The sequence below is a fragment of the Paenibacillus sp. FSL H8-0282 genome (genome assembly GCF_037963825.1).
In the GTDB taxonomy this organism is placed as follows: domain Bacteria; phylum Bacillota; class Bacilli; order Paenibacillales; family Paenibacillaceae; genus Paenibacillus_AQ; species Paenibacillus_AQ odorifer.
On sequence record NZ_CP150146.1, the window covers coordinates 3924773 to 3944457 of the forward strand.

Consider the following 19685-nt stretch of genomic DNA (forward strand, 5'->3'; position numbering starts at 1 on the left):
ACCATTGATTAACATGCATGAAGTTACTAAAATTTACGAGAGCAAACATAAATTGGGCTGGTTTCGTTCGGAAAAAAAATCAGTGACAGCAGTCAAATCACTATCATTAGATATCGCTGCGGGGGAAATCGTAGGTCTTCTCGGTCTAAATGGCGCTGGAAAAACCACTACAATACGTATGCTTTCTACTCTCCTAGAGCCAACCTCCGGCAGTATTGAAGTCGATGGAATGTCACTACACAAAAATCGACAGGCCATTCAGCAAAAAGTAAATATGATCGCCGGAGGAGAACGAATGTTGTATTGGCGGCTCACTGGTAGAGAGAATCTTCAATACTTCGGTAAACTCTATGGAATGAACAGCCCTCACATCGCTAGAGAAGCAGGACGTCTTCTGGAAGAAGTAGGTTTGACTCAAGCTGCTGACCAACCCGTTGAGCAATATTCTAAAGGGATGAAGCAACGGCTGCAAATCGCCCGCGGACTTATCAACGATCCACAATACTTATTTCTAGATGAGCCCACACTTGGCCTAGATGCCCCCATTGCGAGACAGCTTCGCAGTACGATAAGAAAGCTTGCACTGGACAGTGGAAAGGGTATCCTTCTGACCAGCCATTATTTACAGGAGGTCGAAGAACTTTGTGACCGAGTTTATGTACTGAATCGAGGCGAGCTTCTGCTCTGTGACAAACCTGAGCGGATTGTCCATCAGGTTGCAGGCTCGCAAACTGCTCATTTAGAGGTTACAGGCTGGCATGAATCACTTCGTCCCAAGCTACTAGAGCATCTACGAACATTTACTCAGCCTGCGGAATTAATGGGTGTCTGCGCAACAGAAAAACTAGAACTTCAAAATGATGGACTGCAGCGCATTTCTGTAAAGACACCTTCGGCTGATAGAATCATTACAGAGCTGCTGCCATGGACTACGGAGCAGGGGCTTAGCATTAAAAGCTTCGCATCCGAAAAACCTACTTTGGAGGATGCGATTATCCTCCTTTCGGAAGGAAGGGTATCATGAACTTACATAGCTTATGGTTTACCCTTAGCGCGGAGATCACTAAGCAGCATCGAAATAGAGTTAAGGGACGCGCAGTGTTTTTTTCACTTCTACTCTGGCCGGCGCTCACCTTTTTAACCACCTACTTTACCATGCAGCCCTTTAGAACCGGAGCAGGATCAGCACTCTCAAAAGTAATACCAGATGGACGGATTCCCCTATTTTTGCTGAGTGGATATCTCGTCTTTCAGTTATACTGGACGGTTGTGCAAGCCGCATGGTTATTCGAACAAGAACGCAAAGGGGGCACACTTGAGGTAGTGTTCCTAACACCAGCGTCAAAAATGGCCTTCCTGTATGGACGTTCCATATATTCACTTTTTCACGGAATATGGATGTTCGCTTGCTTCTCCATCCTGACTTTCATTTTTCTTGCGGATGTAACGACTGTTAACTGGGGCGCCTTATTACCTGTATTAATACTTATCATGATATCAGCGGTTATATGGGGAGCTTTGCTGTGTGCGATATCTCTCTTCTCAAGGGATTCAGGGCTACTTTATTACATCTTTCAAGCACCAATGGAGCTGTTTGGCGGGGTTCGTATTCCACCAGCAGTATTCCCAGCATGGGCAACGGGTTTATCCCTTCTGTTTCCACTCACATATAGTCTGGTTCTTGTGCGCGGGGCGTTATACGATAATATCGGTATTAGCTGGTGGTGGGCTCTCGGCGCTTTAATCGTAGGTAGTGCTTGTCTTGTCATTTGTACCCGCTATCTTCTGGTTAGAGCAGAACAACATGCAAGAGTAAAAGGAAACTGGACTTTATTCTAACTGTAAATGACCAAGTCTTTAACACATAGGACCTAAGAGACGTTATTTGCTGGTTTTTAGCTTTTTCAGAAGTTTCGCGGACTCCAGTGACACTATTCCTTCAAAAAGGGTTCATTTTGGGAGTTTTAGGGCCGATAACTGCTATGGAGTCCGTTAGAATTCCAAATGGGAAAGAAAGCTGTGTTTAAGGTCAGTGGTGTCCGAAAACTGCTTCTTACGCGCAAATGCTCCCTAATCACAAAAAAACCCGGCAGACAAATCTGCCGGGTTTTTTCATATTTTATATACTGGAGATAGACACAGCTTATAAGTCAGGATGTTCGTGTTTTGCCTTGAGACGATTCCAACGGCGCTCAACTTCTTCTTCGAAGCTGTGTAAAGCTGGCTCATTCTCAGGTTTCAACAAATGACGAGTTTTACCCATTGTCTTCAGCCATGCTGAGAGCTCAACACGTTTGCCCTTATCTTCAGGATTATATGTGATATTCGTAGAACCATGCTCTACTTCATATAACGGGAAAAAGCAAGACTCAACAGCTAATGATACGATGTTCGTGCCTTCCTTATCATCAGACATCCAGTTTAGCGGACATGCGATCAGGATTTTACCATACACCAAACCTTCGTTTTGTGCGTACCACTGTGCTTTTGCCGCTTTTTTCACCAGATCCTGCGGATAAGCCTCCGAACCCGTGAAGACATAAGGAATGTTAGTAGCCGCCATAATTTGTGCTGTATCTTTATGCTGAGTAACTTTACCTTGCTGCTGCTTGCCGATACTGGAGGTTGAAGTACGGTGACCCAGTGGTGTCGAATAGGACTGCTGTGCTCCAGTATTCATGTAACCCTCGTTATCGTACTCTACAATAATCATTTTGTGACCACGCAGTGCAGCTCCAATTGCCGGTCCCATCCCGATGTCCATACCGCCATCTCCGGTTACCATAACAAACGTAAAGTCCTCTTTAAGCCCTAGTCCATCCAGCTCACCGCGACGTTTGCGTTCCCAGAACATCTCTACGACACCGGACAAGGTAGCCGCTCCATTTTGGAAAAGATTATGGATAAACGTTGATTTATGGGAGGAATACGGATACCCCGTTGTCGTTACCATGGCACAGCCTGTATGATAAAGTGCGACGATATCCCCTTCAATTCCTTTGAAGAAAGTCTCCAGTCCTGAGAAAATCCCACAACCTGGACACGCACCATGCCCTGGGGAGAGCCGTTTAGGTTTCTTCGTCAAGCTGCGCAGTGGCGGAATCCGTACGCTTAATTTGCCTGTTGCTTCATCCTGTTTCACAGTGATTAAGCCTGTCTTCAGTGAGTCAAAGTCCATTGGCTTCAGAAGACGTTGCGGAGCTTTATCTGGTGTACCCGGATTGTGGCCATAATAATCAAATGGTATGTCTACTCGATCTGCAGCAACAGCATCTATTGCTAATTGGAAAAAGGCATGACCGTCTTCTGCGTAGAAGTCCTTACCACCCAAACCGTAGATACGGCTAATTACTTTAGTCGTAGTGTTGCCATATGTGAACAGGGCTGCCTTGATTTCATTGACCATGTTACCACCATGTCCGCCAACAGAATCTGCACGGTCACCAACGGTGATTGCTTTAACATTTTTCAGCGCTTCAGCAATTTGCTTCTGCGGGAAAGGACGGATCATATTCGGCGAGATTGCACCGGCTTTGATCCCTTGCAAACGAAGCTGATCCACAACATCCTTAATAATCTCAGAGGCAGAATTCATCAAGAATACGGCTACTTCAGCATCTTCCATCCGATATTCCTCGATCATTGGATAATGACGTCCGGTTAACTCAGCAAATTCCTTCGCAATTTCTTCAAAAACTTCACCCGCATTGTACATAGCTACGGACTGCTGATAGCGGTTGTTAATATAGTCAGGTTCGTTCATATAAGGGCCAACCGTTACCGGATTATTGCGGTCTAAAGTATCGGTAAAGCCTGTTGGAGGCTGCGGTCCAACAAATTTATGAACATCCTCCCGATGAGTAAAAGCTTGAACGCGGCGTTTCTGGTGGGAGGTGAAATATCCATCTGAAGCCACCATTACCGGAAGACGAACTTTAGCATGTTCCGCAAGCTTCAATGCCATTAGGTTCATATCATAAACAGATTGTGGATCCCGGCACATTAAAATAGGCCAACCTGTATTCAAAGCAAAATACAAATCTGAATGGTCCCCGTGAATATTCAGCGGTCCAGAGATCGAACGGCAGATTAGATTCATAACCATAGGCATACGCGTACCAGCTTGTACAGGCAATTGCTCAAGCATGAACATATAACCTTGGGCACTGGTAGCATTAAATACACGTCCGCCAGCCGTTGAAGCGCCATAACAGATTCCAGCAGAGCTATGCTCGCCATCTGACGGAATCAGCATAATATCATGCTGGCCATTCGCTTTCATCGTATCAAGAAATTGTGCTACTTCTGTCGATGGAGAAATCGGAAAATACCCCATTACATGATAATTAATCTGATGAGCAGCATAAGCTGCCATTTCATTGCCGGATTCATATAGGAATTTCTGCTCTACTTTAGCAGAGCCTACTTCTTTTTCATAATCTATAGCCACGTGTATTCCACCTTTCCTCCGTTAATTAGGCCTCAGTAACGAGATCAAAAATATGCCGGACCGTATGACTCTCTGCGTAGCCTTCTTCCTCACGTTCGCCAGACAAGGCAGTTGTAGGACAAGCTTCTACACATTTTAAACAGCCTTTGCAGTATTGATAATCAATACCTTGCAGGAACATTTGTGGACGCCCCTTCTTATCGGGCTGCTCATCCCAAACAAAACACAGATCAGGACACACCGTATCGCACTGCGCACAATGAATACAATCCTCCTGCTTAAAATGAGGCAGCAAACCGGAGCGAGAAATGCTCAAGTTCTTTAAAAAGCTGCTGCCAGGATTCGTAATGGTACCGCCGATAGGCTGTGTTTCATAACCCAATGCGGAAATATCAGACCGCACGAATTCAGGCATTGTCACGCCCGCAGGCAGTGGAAAATGCATAAACTTAACTTCATTAAATCCACGGTCGAAAGTAGTCAGTGCTGACTGTACTGCCTGTGGATATTTTTTGCCTAGTGATTTCTCTATAACGCCTTTCATAATTTCAGGGTCCAAGAAATCACACATCCGGAACAACGCGCCTAGCATCGCCATATTAACGCGGTTTTTCTCATCTAAGGCGATCGTTGTAGCATCAACGACTGCAATAGTTCCTGCCATCATATTCAGGGAGGATTTCAATTCCTCCGGCGATTTTGCTGAGTTCACCAATACTGTGCTATGTTCATAAATTCCGCTAATTACGTTAACTGTCTTTGCTAATGCTTCGTGAAATACCCCAACAACGTGCGGACGCTCAACCGGAGACGTGTCACGAATAGGCGTATTCAAATCACAAAACCGGATATGCGCTTTTACAGCTGATCCCTTCTTCTCCGAACCATATGACGAAAAGCTGACCCCATTCATTCCAGCACCGACAACACCTGCTTCTGCAAGCATTTTACCAGCCAGGTTCGCACCCAACCCTCCAATTGACTCCAGACGAATCTCAAAAAATCCGAGCTCGTTCACTTTTGGTAACTGTACCACCGACATAGCCCCTTTCAGAATGTCATCTAGTATAATATCCTTTTGACTTTTTCAACGATTGTAACTTGATTTTGCAAGACGCGAAGTGATAAATCTTGCATTTTCCAAGTGTTGCCTAAGCTTATTTATCTACTTTCATTTAGCAATAAAATTAAAAATTAAGATGTTAAATTCATCACATTCTTCATGATAAATATCACACACCGATGAAAAATCACCTCTATTTCTACAAATGTGTATCATTTATACTTTTCAACTAGTCCATTTCAGGATAAACTGATTCTTGGTGTAATTTTTTGAACCTACTTAGGAGGCATTAAATGTGAAGTCAAACGAAGCATCATTACAGAAAAAATTGCTTCCACGGCATATCAGCTTTATGGCGATGGGCGGCGTAATCGGTACGGGGATTTTTAAAGGAAGCTCTGAGACGATAAGCATTGCTGGACCAGGGGTTGTTCTCTCCTATGTATTGGCAGGCTTGCTGCTACTAGTCGTTATGGGTGCAATTGCCGAAATGGCCACGGTATACCCGAACAAAAATATGAAGGAATTCATCCGCGAGGCTTTTGGAGAACGGCTCTCCTTTATCGTGGGTTGGCTATATTGCTTCATGTGGTTGACTGTCTGCGTGATCGAAGTGCTGGCGGCAGGAAGCTTCTTGCAATACTGGTTACCGGATGTTCCGTTATGGCTACTGAGTCTAGCAAGTGGTGCTTTAATTATTGGCATCAATATGATGAGTGTAAGCGGTTATGGAGAGACGGAGTTTTGGTTAGCAGGAATCAAAATAGCTATGATTATCATCTTTATTATTCTGGGAGCTGCATTATTGTTTGGGCTATTGCCTATGTCTGAAGGGACTCCCTATTTAAGTAATTTTACGGATTATGGCGGATTATTCCCACAAGGCTGGACACCTATCTTCTCTGCCCTTCTGGTCGTCATGTTCTCCTACGGCGGATCTGAGCTGATTGGACTAACTTTAACAGAAACTCAAGATGCAGAAAAAGTGTTGCCTAGAGTTGTCAAAAGCTTCATTTTGCGTGTTATTTTGTTCTACACCATTCCAATTCTGATCATCTGTGGGTTAATTCCTTGGAATCAGCTTAACGAGCATACCAGCCCCTTTGTGCAGGTATTAGCAGCTACAGGACTTAAGGGTGCTGACCATGTTATGAACTTCATACTGATTACGGCTGTGCTCTCTGCTGCTAACTCTGGTATCTACGGCGCCACACGGATGTTGCACTCTTTGGCTTCACAGGGTGAAGCTCCACGTAGCTTAGCAAAGACCTCAGCAAAAGGTGTGCCGATCAACAGTCTTAAACTTTGCGCTATAGTTCTTTTTGTTGGTTCTATGTTAGCGTACTTCGCACAGGATGGACTTTTCCGGCTGCTGATGGCTGTTCCCGGCTTCGTAGTAAGCTTGGTATGGATCAGCATCTGCCTATCACAGCTGAAGCTGCGGAAAACCTATCCTAAAGAGCCAAGCTTTAAAGTGTGGGGGTTCCCTTATATTACGATTTTGACGCTTATCTGTTTGTCGGTTATCACGATTTCCTTCCTTTTCGACACTCAGAACCGGATCAGCATAGGCACATGTCTGGGCTTCCTGCTGATGCTTACCATCTGGTCATTCGCGAAATTCCGGAAGAAGAACTAAACTATATATCTCGCACTTACATGAAAAAAGGTGTATCCATTATTCTTCGCGATCGCGTAGAACGGGGATACACCTTTTCTTATGGGACCGTTGATTTGCCTACTCGCATCGAATTCGCCCTATTCTACGGAATTTATACCGTTGATTTGCTCACTCACACCGGATGCGCCTCATTCTGCGGGATTTATACCGTTGATTTACCTACTCGCATCGGATGCGCCTCATTCTACGGGATTTATACCGTTGATTTGCTCACTCGCACCGGATTCGCCTCATTCTAAGGGATTTATACCGTTGATTTACCTCCTCGTACTGGATACGCCTCATTCTGCGGGATTTATACCGTTGATTTGCTCACTCGCACCGGATGCGCCTCATTCTAAGGGATTTATACCGTTGATTTACCTACTCACACCGGATTCGCCTCATTCTACGGGATTTATACCGTTGATTTGCCTACTCGCACCGGATATGCCTCATTCTGCGGTATATATACCGTTGATTTACCTCCTCGTACTGGATTCGCCTCATTCTGCGGGATTTATACCGTTGATTTGCTCACTCGCACCGGATTCGCCTCATTCTGCGGGATTTATACCGTTGATTTGCTCACTCACACCGGATTCGCCCTATTCTACGGGATTTATACCGTTGATTTGCTCACTCGCACCGGATTCGCCTCATTCTAAGGGATTTACTAATTCTTTTGGGGGTATGGTAATTTCTCGATGTACTCTAAGTAGTGTTCTGTTGCAAAAAATACAACAAAAGCCAAAACAGATATACGCAGACAAGCTGTCTTATATACTTTGAGAAAATAAACTCACGGCGTTCGAAGTTAACAAACGAAAGCTTCACCCAACGTCAGCTTCACCCAAACGTCGGCTTCACCCAAACGCAAAAAAGCACGGGAATCTAATCTTCCCGTGCTTCTTTCCATCGAAACTACAAAATCTACTCGATCTCCGGCTGAATATGCTCCGCGATCAATTGTTGCTTGCTGGTCCAGACCTTCTCACTCAGATTCACCCGGTACACCTCTGGATTGAGCTTACGCAGATATTCCGGCCAGAACAGATCCTTCTGCTCCCGATGGTAACGGCGAACTTCATTCAGATCCGGCAAAGTATAGACCTGGAAGCCGTTCACGTAAATCGGCTCAAGCATAGGCAGCGCTTCATAACGCTCCACATACTTGTGCATGTATGGATGCAGCGGATTAAACAGCTTCACCCGACCGCCGTTTCGTGGAGCTTCCTCTTCCGGGAAGCAGATATAATCTGCTAGCGCTTTACCATTTTTCCCGATAATCCGGAATACGTCCTTGCTGCCTGGTGTGGATACTTTTTCAGGGTTAGAAGAAATCTTGATTGTCGGTACCATTTCTCCAGTTGCGGACTCAATTTCTACCAGCTTATAAACTCCACCCAAAGAGGGTTGATCCGAAGCCGTAATCAATTGTGTGCCTACACCCCATGTGTCGATGGCTGCACCTTGCAGCTTCAGATCCATGATTGTATTCTCATCCAGATCGTTGGACGCCACAATCTTCACATAATCGAGCCCCGCTTCATCCAGCATATTCCGTGCCTGCCGGGATAGATAGGCCAAGTCACCGCTGTCTAAGCGGATACCGATCATCTTTTTACCTTGAGCTTCAAGCTTTTTAGCGGTTCTAATCGCATTCGGCACACCACTGCGCAACGTATCGAAGGTATCAACTAATAGTGTAACTTCATCCGGCATCACCTTGGCATAAGCATCAAAAGCTTCCTGCTCACTGCTGAAGCTCTGAACCCAAGAATGAGCATGTGTACCTTTGGTAGGGATGCCAAACATTTTACCTGCCAGCATGTTGGAGGTTGCATCAAAGCCGCCGATATAGGCCGCTCTAGCGCCCCAGACCGCCGCATCCGCTTCTTGTGCCCGACGGGTACCAAACTCCAGCAGAATATCATTCGGAGCTACCTGCTTGATTCGGGAAGCCTTTGTAGCGATCAGCGTCTGGTAGTTCATGAAGTTCAGAATAGCGGTCTCCACCAGCTGCGCTTCCATGATCGTCCCTTCCACACGGATTAGCGGTTCATCCGGGAAAATCAACGCCCCTTCTTTCATCGAATAAACGTTGCCCTGAAAATGAAATTGCAGCAATTCTTCCAAAAAAGCAGGAGCGTAATTTTCTTCTTGCTCCGACAAGTAACGGATATCATCTTCGGTGAAACGCAAGCCGCCGATGTACCCCACGATACGCTCTAATCCTGCGAACACGGCATAGCCGTTTCCGAAAGGCAATTTGCGGAAATAAGCTTCAAATACAGCTTTTCGCTTATGGCTTCCATTCACCCAGTGAGCATACATCATATTGATCTGATATTTATCTGTATGTAGCGCAAGTTCTCTCTTCAAGTCCTCATCTCCTAATATCCACGTTGCTGTATGTGTATGTTTTTTATAGTATTATGCCTTAACAACGTCTGCTCCTAAACTTCCCCGGAAATGATTTAGTGCCCATTTATGTCCATCCGCGTTGAAGCTGGCGACCGCATCTTCGTGCACAGTAATAGTAAAACCTTTGTTATATGCATCCACCGCAGTGTGCAAAACACATATATCTGTACATACGCCAATCAAATGAAGGTCAGTAATGCCACGTTCCCGCAGCTTAAGCTCCAGATCAGTTCCACTAAAAGCGCTATATCGAGTTTTGTCCATCCAATAGATGGAATCCTGGTCAGCTTCATAAACAGTTTTCAAACTTCCATAAAGCTCCCGCCCTCTAGTCCCTCGTACATTGTGAGGTGGAAACAGTTTACTCTCGGGATGATAAGGATCATTGTCTTCATGTAAATCCACATCCATTACAACATAATCGCCATTTTGGACAAACTCAGACGTTAATTGGCTGATTCTTGGCTCGATATCGATTGCAGGCTGCCCAACCGGTAAATTCCCATCGACAAAATCATTGGTAAAGTCAATTACTATTAGTGCTCTCATGAGAATCGTCCCTCCCCTGATTTAAGACACTACGTATAAATGGACAACAATGGCTCGTGATCTGTAAACATATACAGCTGAGCCGGGCGTTGTGAGTATTGATTGGAGCTGAGTGCATTGCCCTCTTCATCTCTCACTTCTTTTAATATACCCTGACGGCTGCGTGTTGACGTGATTTTACGAATAAAATTTGGCTCTTTAAATTCCGGCACTACTGTCTGAATCACCTGATAAAGCTCACTTAGCGTAAAATGTCTAGGCAAAAACTGTCTTGCTATCGTTGTCTGCAGCATTTGCTGTTGGATACGTACGTATGCATCCTTGATGATTTCATGGTGGTCAAAAGCGAGCTCCAGTTCTTCTAACGCTTCCTGTAACGTAAATAAACCCACTTCACCCGCATCGTCGGAAGCTTGTCTTTGCTCCAGCATCCACTCTTCTACTAAAGCGAAAAAGGCATGGCTGATAATCCATCCCCGAGGGTCGCGGCCAGGTGTACTATAAACCCCAAGATATTCTAAGTGACCTCCATCGACACCGGTCTCTTCTTTCAGCTCACGAGTTGCAGCATCATATATAGACTCATCTTCCTGACAGAATCCGCCTGGTAGAGCCCACATGCCTGCACATGGCCATTTTTTCCGTCTAATTAACATTACCTTCAACTCACGTAAAGGCAGCGTCTTGGTGACCGTCTTCCGCTCGCGTTTGGTAAGTGTAAACATTACAATGTCGGCCGGAACACCATCCGGTGTACGATATTTTTTGGCGTTATAGGTTAATTCCCCATTGTCGCTCATAATTGCCCCATCCTTTTCCGAAGCTGTAGTTTTACTTATTCGTATCTTTAAATGTACCAAACATGTTCTTCATAAATCAACAGATGAATTCCATTATTTTACATTATCCTACAAAAAAGACTATATGAGAAACGACGTTGTCGTTGAATTATAAGGATTATGTATTTTCATGTACTTTACTTCTACCTCTTATATTGAAATAAAGGGACGGATCTGCATCCGCCCCCTGAACTGAGTGTGGGTTATCCGCATGTGGTCGGAGGCGCTTCAGTGCCGGCTTCCACATTTATTTTTTCCGAAACGGTATCTCTAATCACGGAAATTACCAGCTGGAGCAAATAATTAATGTCGCTCTGGCTTTGCTGAAATTCGTTCACGACTGGAATACCGTCGATCTCATCTTGCAGCACTTCAATTTCACGTTCAATTTTGGCGACCATATCTTTATTATTGAAGCTTTCGAAGGCCACGATTTCTTTTTGTTTTTTCTTAATGGTTGCAATCAGTCCTTGCACACGCTCGTGATTAAGAATTTTTTGCTCAGCCTGCTGAAAATGGCGTACCTCTTCACTGGTTGAGATTAATGATGCTAGTTCTTTAGCTTTGCCCATAATATCCTCGCGAACGATCAGATCACGGGTATTATAAGTTTTCATTCCATATTTATTCAACTGTTGTTCTTCTGTACTCATTAGTCATCTCCCCATTCGTATGTGATTAATGAACAGCTGCGGCCTCGACCACAATATCCCCTTTAATGTACCATGTTTTGGTATCTGTAATTCTCACGTTTACAAATGTGCCGATAAGCTCCTTAGGACCTTCAAAATGGACCAGCTTGTTAGCGCGGGAACGGCCGGAAAGGACTTCGGAGTTATTCTTACTCTCCCCTTCAACCAGCACCTCTACAACTTCACCCAGCATCCGGTCATTAATGATCCGGCTGTTCTCTTTGATGAGATCATTTAATCTTTGCAGACGTTCACTCTTCACCGACATCGGTACATTATCTTCCATCGCCGCTGCTGGTGTGCCCTCACGTGGAGAATAAATGAACGTATATGCCATATCATACCCAACCTCACGCACAAGCGATAGGGTATCTTCAAATTGCTCATCAGTCTCCCCAGGGAAACCAACGATAATATCGGTACTTAATACAGCATTCGGCACACTTATCTTAATCTTGCGTACTAATTCCAGATAAGCTTCCCGGGTATATTTACGGCTCATTTTCTTAAGAACGGCAGTACTTCCCGATTGAACCGGCAGATGGATATGCTCCACCAAGTTGCCGCCTTTGCCTAAAACCTCAATCAATTTATCGTCAAAATCTCGTGGATGCGATGTCATGAAGCGAATGCGCGGAATATCAATCAGACGCATATCATCCATCAGGTTACCGAAGGTGTAATCAATATCCGTAAAATCTTTACCGTAAGCATTTACGTTCTGCCCCAATAGCGTTACTTCCTTGAAGCCTTGGCGCGCAAGCTCTCTCACCTCAGCGATAACGTCCTCTGGACGACGACTGCGTTCTTTACCGCGTGTAAACGGTACGATGCAATACGTGCAGAACTTATCACAGCCATACATAATGTTCACCCAAGCGCGCATGCCTTCCCGCTTCTTCGGCAAGTTCTCAATAATGTCGCCTTCTTTGGACCATACCTCAACCACAAGCTCCTTACTAAATACCGCTTCTTTAATGAGGTGTGGCAACCTGTGAATATTATGCGTACCGAAAATCATATCCACGAAGCCATGCTTTGACATAATCCGGTTGACTACGCCTTCCTCTTGGGACATGCAACCGCATACCCCTAACAACAGACCCGGCTTCTCGATCTTCAGGTTCTTAAGATGTCCTAGCTCTCCAAATACCTTATCCTCGGCGTTCTCCCGAATCGCACAAGTATTCAGCAAAATGAGATCCGCGTCATTCCGGTCAGCGACACTGCGGTAGCCCATCTGTTCCAATAGGCCCTTCATCGTTTCCGTGTCATGCTCATTCATTTGGCAGCCATAAGTCGTTATATGATAATATTTGCCCACTCCGAAATTCTGCATCTCTTCAGGAATCTCGAAATCATAATGCACTTCTATTTCTTCCTTGCCGCGCCGTTTTCCTTCTTTATAGTCAGGCTGGCTATTAATTTGCACATTTCTTCCTTTAATCCGGTAAGTAACCTTACCTTCCTCTTCACTAATTACCTTTGCATCACTAAAATCAAAATATTTCGAATAATCCTTAGAACCCTTGCCGGATTTTAAGTCCGGTGAGTTATGGTTCCCCTTTGTCATGCTGTTTTCACGTCCTCTATTGTTCAACAATTATTTTTATACTTTGCTAATTTAAAATTATAACATAATGCTGGCCTAACATAGAAGTGCCCGGTCTATTAATGATGTAATGAAGCGTTGCATATCGACAAAAAAATACCCCGCCAACGTTTGGCAGGGTCAAGTTCTATCATATTAAGGGGGGTATGCTACTATTATAAGCAGATACACTACTCTTGAAACAGTTACACAACCTCTTACCTAAAAAAATAGTCATTGTATATTCTGCTAGTTTTAGTAAAGCGTATTCGTCGCTTCAGGAGTAAATGGGATGATTTCGTCTATCGCTCCACTTTGTACTTTGGCAGGCCAAGCCGGATCGCTAATAAGCGCTCTGCCCACTGCAACCAAATCAAACTCCTCCCGATCGAACCTTTCAGTTAACTCATCAATATTATCCTCAGGCTTCTGAGCTTTATCTTCCTCGAAGAAATCGCTTTGCAGGCCAATAGAGCCTACTGTAATACACGGCTTCCCGGTAAGCTTCTTAGTCCACCCAGCTAAATTAAGATCAGAGCCAGCAAATTCAGGTTGACTGAAGCGTCGGGTCGAGCAATGAAAGATATCTACACCCGCTTCGCTAAGCGGTGCTAGGAAACTCGCAAGTTCTTCTGGAGTCTTCGCCAGCTTCTCATCATACGCCCCCAACTTCCACTGGGAAAAGCGCAGCACGATTGGGAAGTCTGGTCCAACCGCTTGACGACATGCTTTAATGATCTCGACAGCGAATGTTGTTCTTCCTACCAAATCACCACCGTAACGATCGGTACGTTTATTCGTTCTATCCCAGAAGAACTGGTCTATCAGATACCCATGAGCGCCATGCAGCTCAATGCCATCAAAGCCAACGCTTTTGGCATTTGCCGCCGCTTGAGCGAAGGCTGTTACTAAACTTTCAACCTCTTCTGTGGTCAGCGGCTCTGTCACCGGCTCACCTGCTAAATTCAGACCCGAAGGGCCTACAGGAAGGGCTTCAACGTTAGGATACTCGCCGATTGTACGCGCCATCCCCACATGCCAAAGCTGCGGGATGATCTTGCCGCCAGCTGCGTGAACCTCTTCCACAACCTTCTTCCAGCCTTCTAAAGATGCATCTTCATGTATATTAGGAATATCTTGGTGACTGACAGCCGCTGGATGATTTATCGCAGTACCCTCAGTAACAATTAATCCCACTCCACCCTCTGCACGTCTACGATAATAAGCGGCAACATTGCTTCCCGGCACACCCTTCGGAGACTGCGCGCGTGTCATCGGCGCCATTACAAATCGGTTCGACAGCGAAAGATTCCCCACTTGAAAAGGTAAAAATAGTTGCTCTGTATTCATATGTTACCTCCAATTTATTAATTGATTACTTTAAGTAAGCTTATTATCTACCCAAAAGATGGGAAATGCAAATTTTAAGAAAAAGACAACAAAAACCGGACCTCGCAGAATCTACGATTGCCCGGTTTCACCAAATTATAATGACTCTCTAGACTTCAAGAATCCCCGCTTTAGGTGTAACTCCAAATGCTTTAGCTAAATCCCATAGCTGTTGGTCTGTGATCTTTTGTTTGATTTCTCTACCACCAATCAGGTTGTAGATCGTCGCAGCCTTTTCAACCGTTTCTACTAGACCAAAGGTAGCATCCATGGTGGAGCCAGTGCCAAAAATCCCATGCTGCGGCCAGATGACTAAACGGTGATCCTTCATTTTTTTGGCAGTCTCACGGCCGATTTCACTGCTGCCCGGAACAATCCACGGAATAACACTGACGCCATCTGGGAAAACAACAAGGCACTCTGTGCACATTTCCCATAACGTTTTGGTAAACTTCAGTTCGTCCAGATCATGCGTGAAGGTCATCGCGATAACATTTGTAGCATGTGTATGCAGCACGATACGGTGTGTGGGATCTACTTTCAGACGTTCAATATGACTCATAAAATGCGAAGCGAGCTCACTCGTAGGAACTGCACCATTCCGCAATCCCCACAATACTTCCACACTTTCGCCATTGCGGCTAACCCTTAACACACCCAGATTCGCTTCAGGGTCTTTAATCACATTTCTGAAATATTTGCCCGAACCTGTTACGATAAAATACTTGCCTGCTAATTCTTTTACGGGAAAGGTGAGTTTGATCGTGCGCAACGGCTCCAGTACATTAATATACTTAGCCACCTCATTCTCATCCAGTAAATAGCTGACATTCCCACCATTCAGTTCATCCCAGCCAAGCTCCCACATATGACGGGTGATCTCTGACATTTCCTGAATAAATGGAGCTTCACTGCTGGCAATATAACCTTTTGATTCTAACAAGGATGTACTCATAGTCTATTCTCTCCTTTGTATTTGCTGCTCTCCGTATCCACTTCTATCTTAAAGACAAAACGTCTTGTTCATAATTTTTCACTTCAGTAAGCCATTGCTCACGCACCGGTGTACCTTGTGATGCACAGTAGTAATCCCAGACCGCTCCAAACGGATACGATTTGAACTCTTCTACCAGAGCAAGACGTGAAGTATAATCCCCGGACCGCTCGATTTGCTTAAGTTCTTCCACCGGTTCCAGCATCGCACGCAGCAACGCCTTAATAGTGTTGCGGGTGCCAATGACCCATGCCGCGAGATGATTGATACTGCCATCAAAGAAATCCAATCCAATATTCGTACGAGGAAGTAAATCCCCGCGAACCAATTCACGGGCGATTTCCAGCAGCTCATCATCCATTGTTACCACATGGTCACTGTCCCAGCGGACAGGTCTGCTGACATGCAGCAGCAGCTGCTCACTGAACATCAGAATCGAAGATAATTTATTCGAAATCACTTCTGTAGGATGAAAATGTCCCGCATCCAAACAGATCGCTTTTCCATTTGTTAAACCATAACCCATATAGAATTCATGAGAGCCAACCACATAACTTTCAGAACCAATTCCAAACAGTTTACTTTCCAAGGCATCCATATTATAAAGCGGATCTATTTCCTGACTAAAAATCTCATCCAGCGACTCTTTTAAACGTACTCTCGGAGCTAGCCGATCTACTGGCGTATCCTTATATCCGTCTGGAATCCAAAAGTTCGTCACACAAGGCTGACCCAGCTCCCGCCCAAAATGCTCAGCGATCGTACGTGAAGCTTTACAGTGTCTGATCCAGAAATTCCGAATCTCCGCGTCCGAATGACTGAGAGTGAATCCATCGGCTGCTTTCGGATGTGAGAAACAAGTAGGGTTAAAATCAAGCCCTAAGCCCTGCTCCTTCGCCCAATCCACCCAGGATTGAAAATGTCGTGGCTCTAGTTCATCCAAATCTACAGGTTCATCTGTATCTGCGTAAATAGCATGCAGGTTAACCTTATGTTTACCAGGAATAAGAGACAACGCCTTTTCTAAATCTTGACGTAGTTCATCTGGTGTACCCGCCCGGCCCGGATAACTTCCCGTTACCGCAATGCCCCCGCTTAGTTCTTTTTCCTTAAAAAGAAAACCTTTTACATCATCACCCTGCCAGCAATGTATGGAAATTTTAATTTGCGCGAGTCGCTCCAGCACTTTATCCACATCAATACCGTGGGCTGCGTATAGTTTTTTGGCTTCGTTATAACTAGTGATAATGCTCTGATCCATGCTGTTTATCCTCCTAAATTAGTGCAAGTCTGTTTCGCTTAGATAAGCTCATTCACATTGGACAGATGAAGGCTTCTCCAGCGATTTAGAATGTTATTAAAATGCTTGATCGGCTGCGGAATGTATGATGTTATTTCAAAAGATTGTTCGATAATAGCTCTTGCCTCAGTTATGTCTGCAATGGAATCTGTGCTAATCATCTGCACTACTATATTTCCTAGAGCAGTCGCTTCCGTTGGTCCAGCCTTTACTTCCCTGCCGATAACGTCAGCGGTTAGTTGGCATAAAAGCCGATTGTTCGCCCCGCCGCCGACAATTTGCAATCCCTCGATCCGACGTTCTGTCAGTTCCTCCAACTCTTCCAAATAAGTTAGATAGGATAACGCCAAGCTGTCAAAAACACAACGTGCTAACTGTCCAGGTGTCTCCGGAACGGGCTGCTCACTCTCCATACAGGCACTGCGGATTTCTTCTATCATGTTCGATGGATTAAGAAACCTTGGTGCATTACAAGGGATCAGGCTGCGAAACCCCTCTTCTCCCTGTGCAAGCTCTGCAAGCTCCGCAAAACTATAACAATTGTTCAGTAATCTGCGAACCTCTTGAATAAGCCATAAGCCCATTACATTTTTGAGGAATCTATAAGTTCCGTAGGCTCCCCACTCATTGGTGTAGTTAGCCTGCATGGCTTTTAGAGAATTTAGAGGCTCCGTTCTTTCTACACCGAGTAAAGACCAAGTTCCACTGCTGATATAAGCTGAGCCTTCTTGAAGTGGAGCACCTAGCACTGCTGAGGCCGTATCATGGGAAGCCACACAGATCAGCTGGCATTCAGGCAGGTCATATTGTTGGATTAAAGCTTCGTCAAGAGGACCAACCACTACACCAGGCTCAGTTAATTTTGCAAATTGATCTTTCCTGATATTCAAAAATTCTAATAGGTCATCGTCAAAATCCCGGCGTTCCAGATTCAACAGCTGTGTTGTAGATGCAATCGTAACCTCGTTGATTTTACGGCCAGTCAGTCGGTAATATAGATAATCTGGTACAAGTAAAATCTGATCCGCTTGCGCTAGCTCTTCTTCTTTATGAACATATAACTGATTCAAGGTATTGATGGATAACTGCTGGATTCCTGTCTTTTCATAGACGGTTTGTGGTGAAAGCTGCTGTGCCACCTGATCCACAGCCAGATCCGTTCTGCGGTCCCGGTAGGCGTATACTTCCTGAACACGATTCCCGTCCGCATCTACCAGCACATAATCTACACCCCATGTATCAATACCGAGCGTACAGGTAGTAATTCCATCGGTTTTAGCCTTCCGAAGCCCGATCATAATCTGCTCTACTAAATAATCAATGTCCCAGAAACAGGAACCCTCTTGTTCCGTAAAGCTATTGCTAAAGCGATGAAGCTCTTCTAAGGAAAGAATACCTTCTTGCAATATTCCGCGCACCAGCCGCCCACTTGAGGCGCCGATGTCAACGGCGATGTGGTTATTCATAAACAATCTCCTATGATAAGGGGTGATTTATAATATTTTTTTGAACAGTGTAATAACTTCTTCTTTAGTAGGAATAAAAGGGTTCCCTGGTGCACAAGCATCCTTCATCGAATTTTCAGCCAAAAGATCAAGATCTACTTCTTCTACACCAAGCTCGGATAATTTGGCTGGAATCCCTACTTCTTTAGACAACGCCTTGATCGACTCAATTACGAAATCTGCGCATTGTTTATCCGTTTGGTTCTCTACATTAAGTCCAATCGCTTTAGCAATGGATCTGAATTTCTCAGGCACATATTTGGCATTTTCTTCTTCCACAAAAGGCAGCAGCATCGCGTTACATACGCCGTGCGGCAGATCGTATACGCCGCCCAGCTGATGCGCCATCGCATGCACATAACCAAGCCCCGCATTATTGAAAGCCAATCCGCCAAGGAATATCGCGTATACCATCTGTTCACGCGCTTCGATATCATGGCCATTCTTCACAGTACGAGCCAGATTAGCAAAAATAAGCTCCACTGCGGCTAGTGCCGTAGCATCGGTTACCGGATATGCTCCCGGCGTCACCAGCGCTTCAATCGCATGAGTCAATGCATCCATACCCGTGGCCGCGGTAAGTGCAGCGGGTTTATCAACCATAAGCTCAGGATCGTTGACTGAAATCGTCGCAAGGCTGTTCTTATCTACCATAACCATCTTCACTTTGCGTTCTTCGTCTGTGATTACATAGTTAATGGTCACTTCAGCCGAAGTACCAGCAGTGGTATTCACGGCGACAATCGGCAGTGATTTATGCTTAGACTTGTGTACACCTTCATATTCTTTGATATGACCGCCATTTGTGGCAATGATACCAATGGCTTTGGCAGTATCCTGTGGTGATCCACCGCCAATGGAAATCAGATAATCACAATTCTGCGCTTTGAGATAATCAACGCCATCGTGGACATTTTTACAGGTCGGATTGGGTTTCACTTCATCATAGATGGCATATTCAATCTCCGCTTCGTCCAATACCGTCAGCAATTTACCAGCAATGCCACTTTTCATAAGGAATTTGTCCGTAACAACAAGCGCCTTTTTTAATTTAAGCTCTTGGATGTATGGACCAATCTCCTGCAAGCATCCCTTGCCCATAATATTGATCGATGGAACATAATACACATGCGTGCTCATGCTTGACCAGCCTCCTAAAGTTAATTTATCAACACCAAAGTTTTACACACAACTCTGCAAGCTAGAGCGTAGTATTCCGGCTGCAG

17 protein-coding genes are annotated in these 19685 nt (G+C 44.9%); 5 read left to right on the plus strand and 12 right to left on the minus strand.

Going from position 1 to position 19685, the window contains the following annotated elements; genetic code table 11:
* The first annotated feature begins 13 nt into the window (after nt 1–13).
* Together NST94_RS16920 and NST94_RS16925 are read left to right on the plus strand one after the other, a co-directional pair.
* Nucleotides 14–1024 carry an ABC transporter ATP-binding protein gene (locus tag NST94_RS16920; RefSeq protein ID WP_339282154.1) on the plus strand — a complete coding sequence of 337 codons (1011 nt, stop codon included), beginning with the start codon at nt 14–16 and terminating at the stop codon, nt 1022–1024.
* Entirely contained in the window at nt 1021–1839 is an 819-nt protein-coding gene (locus tag NST94_RS16925; RefSeq protein ID WP_339281096.1) for an ABC transporter permease, read from the plus strand. Before NST94_RS16920 ends, NST94_RS16925 begins: the two co-directional genes overlap by 4 nt.
* A 304-nt stretch (nt 1840–2143) precedes the next feature.
* Here NST94_RS16925 and NST94_RS16930 read toward each other — a convergent pair whose 3' ends face one another.
* Nucleotides 2144–4450, minus strand: coding sequence for a thiamine pyrophosphate-dependent enzyme (locus tag NST94_RS16930; protein WP_076128294.1), 2307 nt, complete (start codon nt 4448–4450; stop codon nt 2144–2146).
* Nucleotides 4451–4475: 25 nt separating this feature from the next.
* A complete protein-coding gene (locus NST94_RS16935) occupies nt 4476–5486 on the minus strand; it encodes a 2-oxoacid:acceptor oxidoreductase family protein (protein WP_038571642.1) in 1011 nt (336 codons plus the stop codon).
* A 322-nt stretch (nt 5487–5808) separates the two neighbouring features.
* Between NST94_RS16935 and NST94_RS16940 the strand changes: the two genes are divergently transcribed.
* From NST94_RS16940 to NST94_RS16950, 3 genes are all read left to right on the plus strand, one after another.
* Complete coding sequence (locus tag NST94_RS16940) at nt 5809–7152, plus strand: amino acid permease (protein ID WP_036688050.1); 1344 nt, start codon at nt 5809–5811, stop codon at nt 7150–7152.
* A 20-nt stretch (nt 7153–7172) separates the two neighbouring features.
* Nucleotides 7173–7433, plus strand: coding sequence for a hypothetical protein (locus tag NST94_RS16945; RefSeq protein ID WP_339281097.1), 261 nt, complete (start codon nt 7173–7175; stop codon nt 7431–7433).
* Between the two features lie 171 nt (nt 7434–7604).
* Complete coding sequence (locus NST94_RS16950) at nt 7605–7841, plus strand: hypothetical protein (protein WP_339281098.1); 237 nt, start codon at nt 7605–7607, stop codon at nt 7839–7841.
* 265 nt (nt 7842–8106) lie between these two features.
* On the opposite strand, the gene NST94_RS16955 is transcribed toward NST94_RS16950, so the two are convergent.
* From NST94_RS16955 to NST94_RS17000, 10 genes are all read right to left on the minus strand, one after another.
* Nucleotides 8107–9558: a nicotinate phosphoribosyltransferase gene (locus NST94_RS16955; protein WP_076128292.1), complete on the minus strand. Its 1452-nt coding sequence runs from the start codon at nt 9556–9558 to the stop codon at nt 8107–8109.
* 51 nt (nt 9559–9609) lie between these two features.
* Nucleotides 9610–10149 carry an isochorismatase family cysteine hydrolase gene (locus NST94_RS16960; RefSeq protein WP_339281099.1) on the minus strand — a complete coding sequence of 180 codons (540 nt, stop codon included), beginning with the start codon at nt 10147–10149 and terminating at the stop codon, nt 9610–9612.
* A 29-nt stretch (nt 10150–10178) separates the two neighbouring features.
* Complete coding sequence (locus NST94_RS16965; protein WP_036688055.1) at nt 10179–10949, minus strand: NUDIX domain-containing protein; 771 nt, start codon at nt 10947–10949, stop codon at nt 10179–10181.
* Between the two features lie 242 nt (nt 10950–11191).
* Nucleotides 11192–11641 (minus strand): YlbF family regulator, encoded by a 450-nt coding sequence (locus NST94_RS16970; RefSeq protein WP_076128288.1) that lies wholly within the window; start codon nt 11639–11641, stop codon nt 11192–11194.
* A gap of 25 nt (nt 11642–11666) precedes the next feature.
* A complete protein-coding gene (gene miaB / locus NST94_RS16975; RefSeq protein ID WP_038571650.1) occupies nt 11667–13253 on the minus strand; it encodes a tRNA (N6-isopentenyl adenosine(37)-C2)-methylthiotransferase MiaB in 1587 nt (528 codons plus the stop codon).
* 273 nt (nt 13254–13526) lie between these two features.
* Entirely contained in the window at nt 13527–14621 is a 1095-nt protein-coding gene (locus tag NST94_RS16980) for an NADH:flavin oxidoreductase (RefSeq protein WP_076280043.1), read from the minus strand.
* 148 nt (nt 14622–14769) lie between these two features.
* A complete protein-coding gene (gene rhaD, locus NST94_RS16985) occupies nt 14770–15615 on the minus strand; it encodes a rhamnulose-1-phosphate aldolase (RefSeq protein ID WP_076219349.1) in 846 nt (281 codons plus the stop codon).
* 43 nt (nt 15616–15658) lie between these two features.
* Nucleotides 15659–16915: an L-rhamnose isomerase gene (gene rhaA / locus NST94_RS16990; RefSeq protein ID WP_076128282.1), complete on the minus strand. Its 1257-nt coding sequence runs from the start codon at nt 16913–16915 to the stop codon at nt 15659–15661.
* Between the two features lie 38 nt (nt 16916–16953).
* Nucleotides 16954–18420 carry a rhamnulokinase gene (rhaB, locus tag NST94_RS16995; RefSeq protein ID WP_339281100.1) on the minus strand — a complete coding sequence of 489 codons (1467 nt, stop codon included), beginning with the start codon at nt 18418–18420 and terminating at the stop codon, nt 16954–16956.
* Between the two features lie 27 nt (nt 18421–18447).
* A complete protein-coding gene (locus tag NST94_RS17000; RefSeq protein WP_076194676.1) occupies nt 18448–19599 on the minus strand; it encodes an iron-containing alcohol dehydrogenase in 1152 nt (383 codons plus the stop codon).
* Nucleotides 19600–19685: the final 86 nt, after the last annotated feature.

What these genes read in the sequence shown, in the direction of transcription:
- NST94_RS16920 (WP_339282154.1), top strand. Translation starts at nt 14, where the DNA reads ATGCATGAAGTTACTAAAATTTACGAGAGCAAACATAAATTGGGCTGG.
- NST94_RS16925 (WP_339281096.1), top strand. Translation starts at nt 1,021, where the DNA reads ATGAACTTACATAGCTTATGGTTTACCCTTAGCGCGGAGATCACTAAG.
- NST94_RS16945 (WP_339281097.1), top strand. Translation starts at nt 7,173, where the DNA reads ATGAAAAAAGGTGTATCCATTATTCTTCGCGATCGCGTAGAACGGGGA.
- NST94_RS16960 (WP_339281099.1), bottom strand. Translation starts at nt 10,149, where the DNA reads ATGAGAGCACTAATAGTAATTGACTTTACCAATGATTTTGTCGATGGG.
- NST94_RS16965 (WP_036688055.1), bottom strand. Translation starts at nt 10,949, where the DNA reads ATGAGCGACAATGGGGAATTAACCTATAACGCCAAAAAATATCGTACA.
- NST94_RS16970 (WP_076128288.1), bottom strand. Translation starts at nt 11,641, where the DNA reads ATGAGTACAGAAGAACAACAGTTGAATAAATATGGAATGAAAACTTAT.
- miaB (WP_038571650.1), bottom strand. Translation starts at nt 13,253, where the DNA reads ATGACAAAGGGGAACCATAACTCACCGGACTTAAAATCCGGCAAGGGT.
- NST94_RS16980 (WP_076280043.1), bottom strand. Translation starts at nt 14,621, where the DNA reads ATGAATACAGAGCAACTATTTTTACCTTTTCAAGTGGGGAATCTTTCG.
- rhaD (WP_076219349.1), bottom strand. Translation starts at nt 15,615, where the DNA reads ATGAGTACATCCTTGTTAGAATCAAAAGGTTATATTGCCAGCAGTGAA.
- rhaA (WP_076128282.1), bottom strand. Translation starts at nt 16,915, where the DNA reads ATGGATCAGAGCATTATCACTAGTTATAACGAAGCCAAAAAACTATAC.
- rhaB (WP_339281100.1), bottom strand. Translation starts at nt 18,420, where the DNA reads ATGAATAACCACATCGCCGTTGACATCGGCGCCTCAAGTGGGCGGCTG.
- NST94_RS17000 (WP_076194676.1), bottom strand. Translation starts at nt 19,599, where the DNA reads ATGAGCACGCATGTGTATTATGTTCCATCGATCAATATTATGGGCAAG.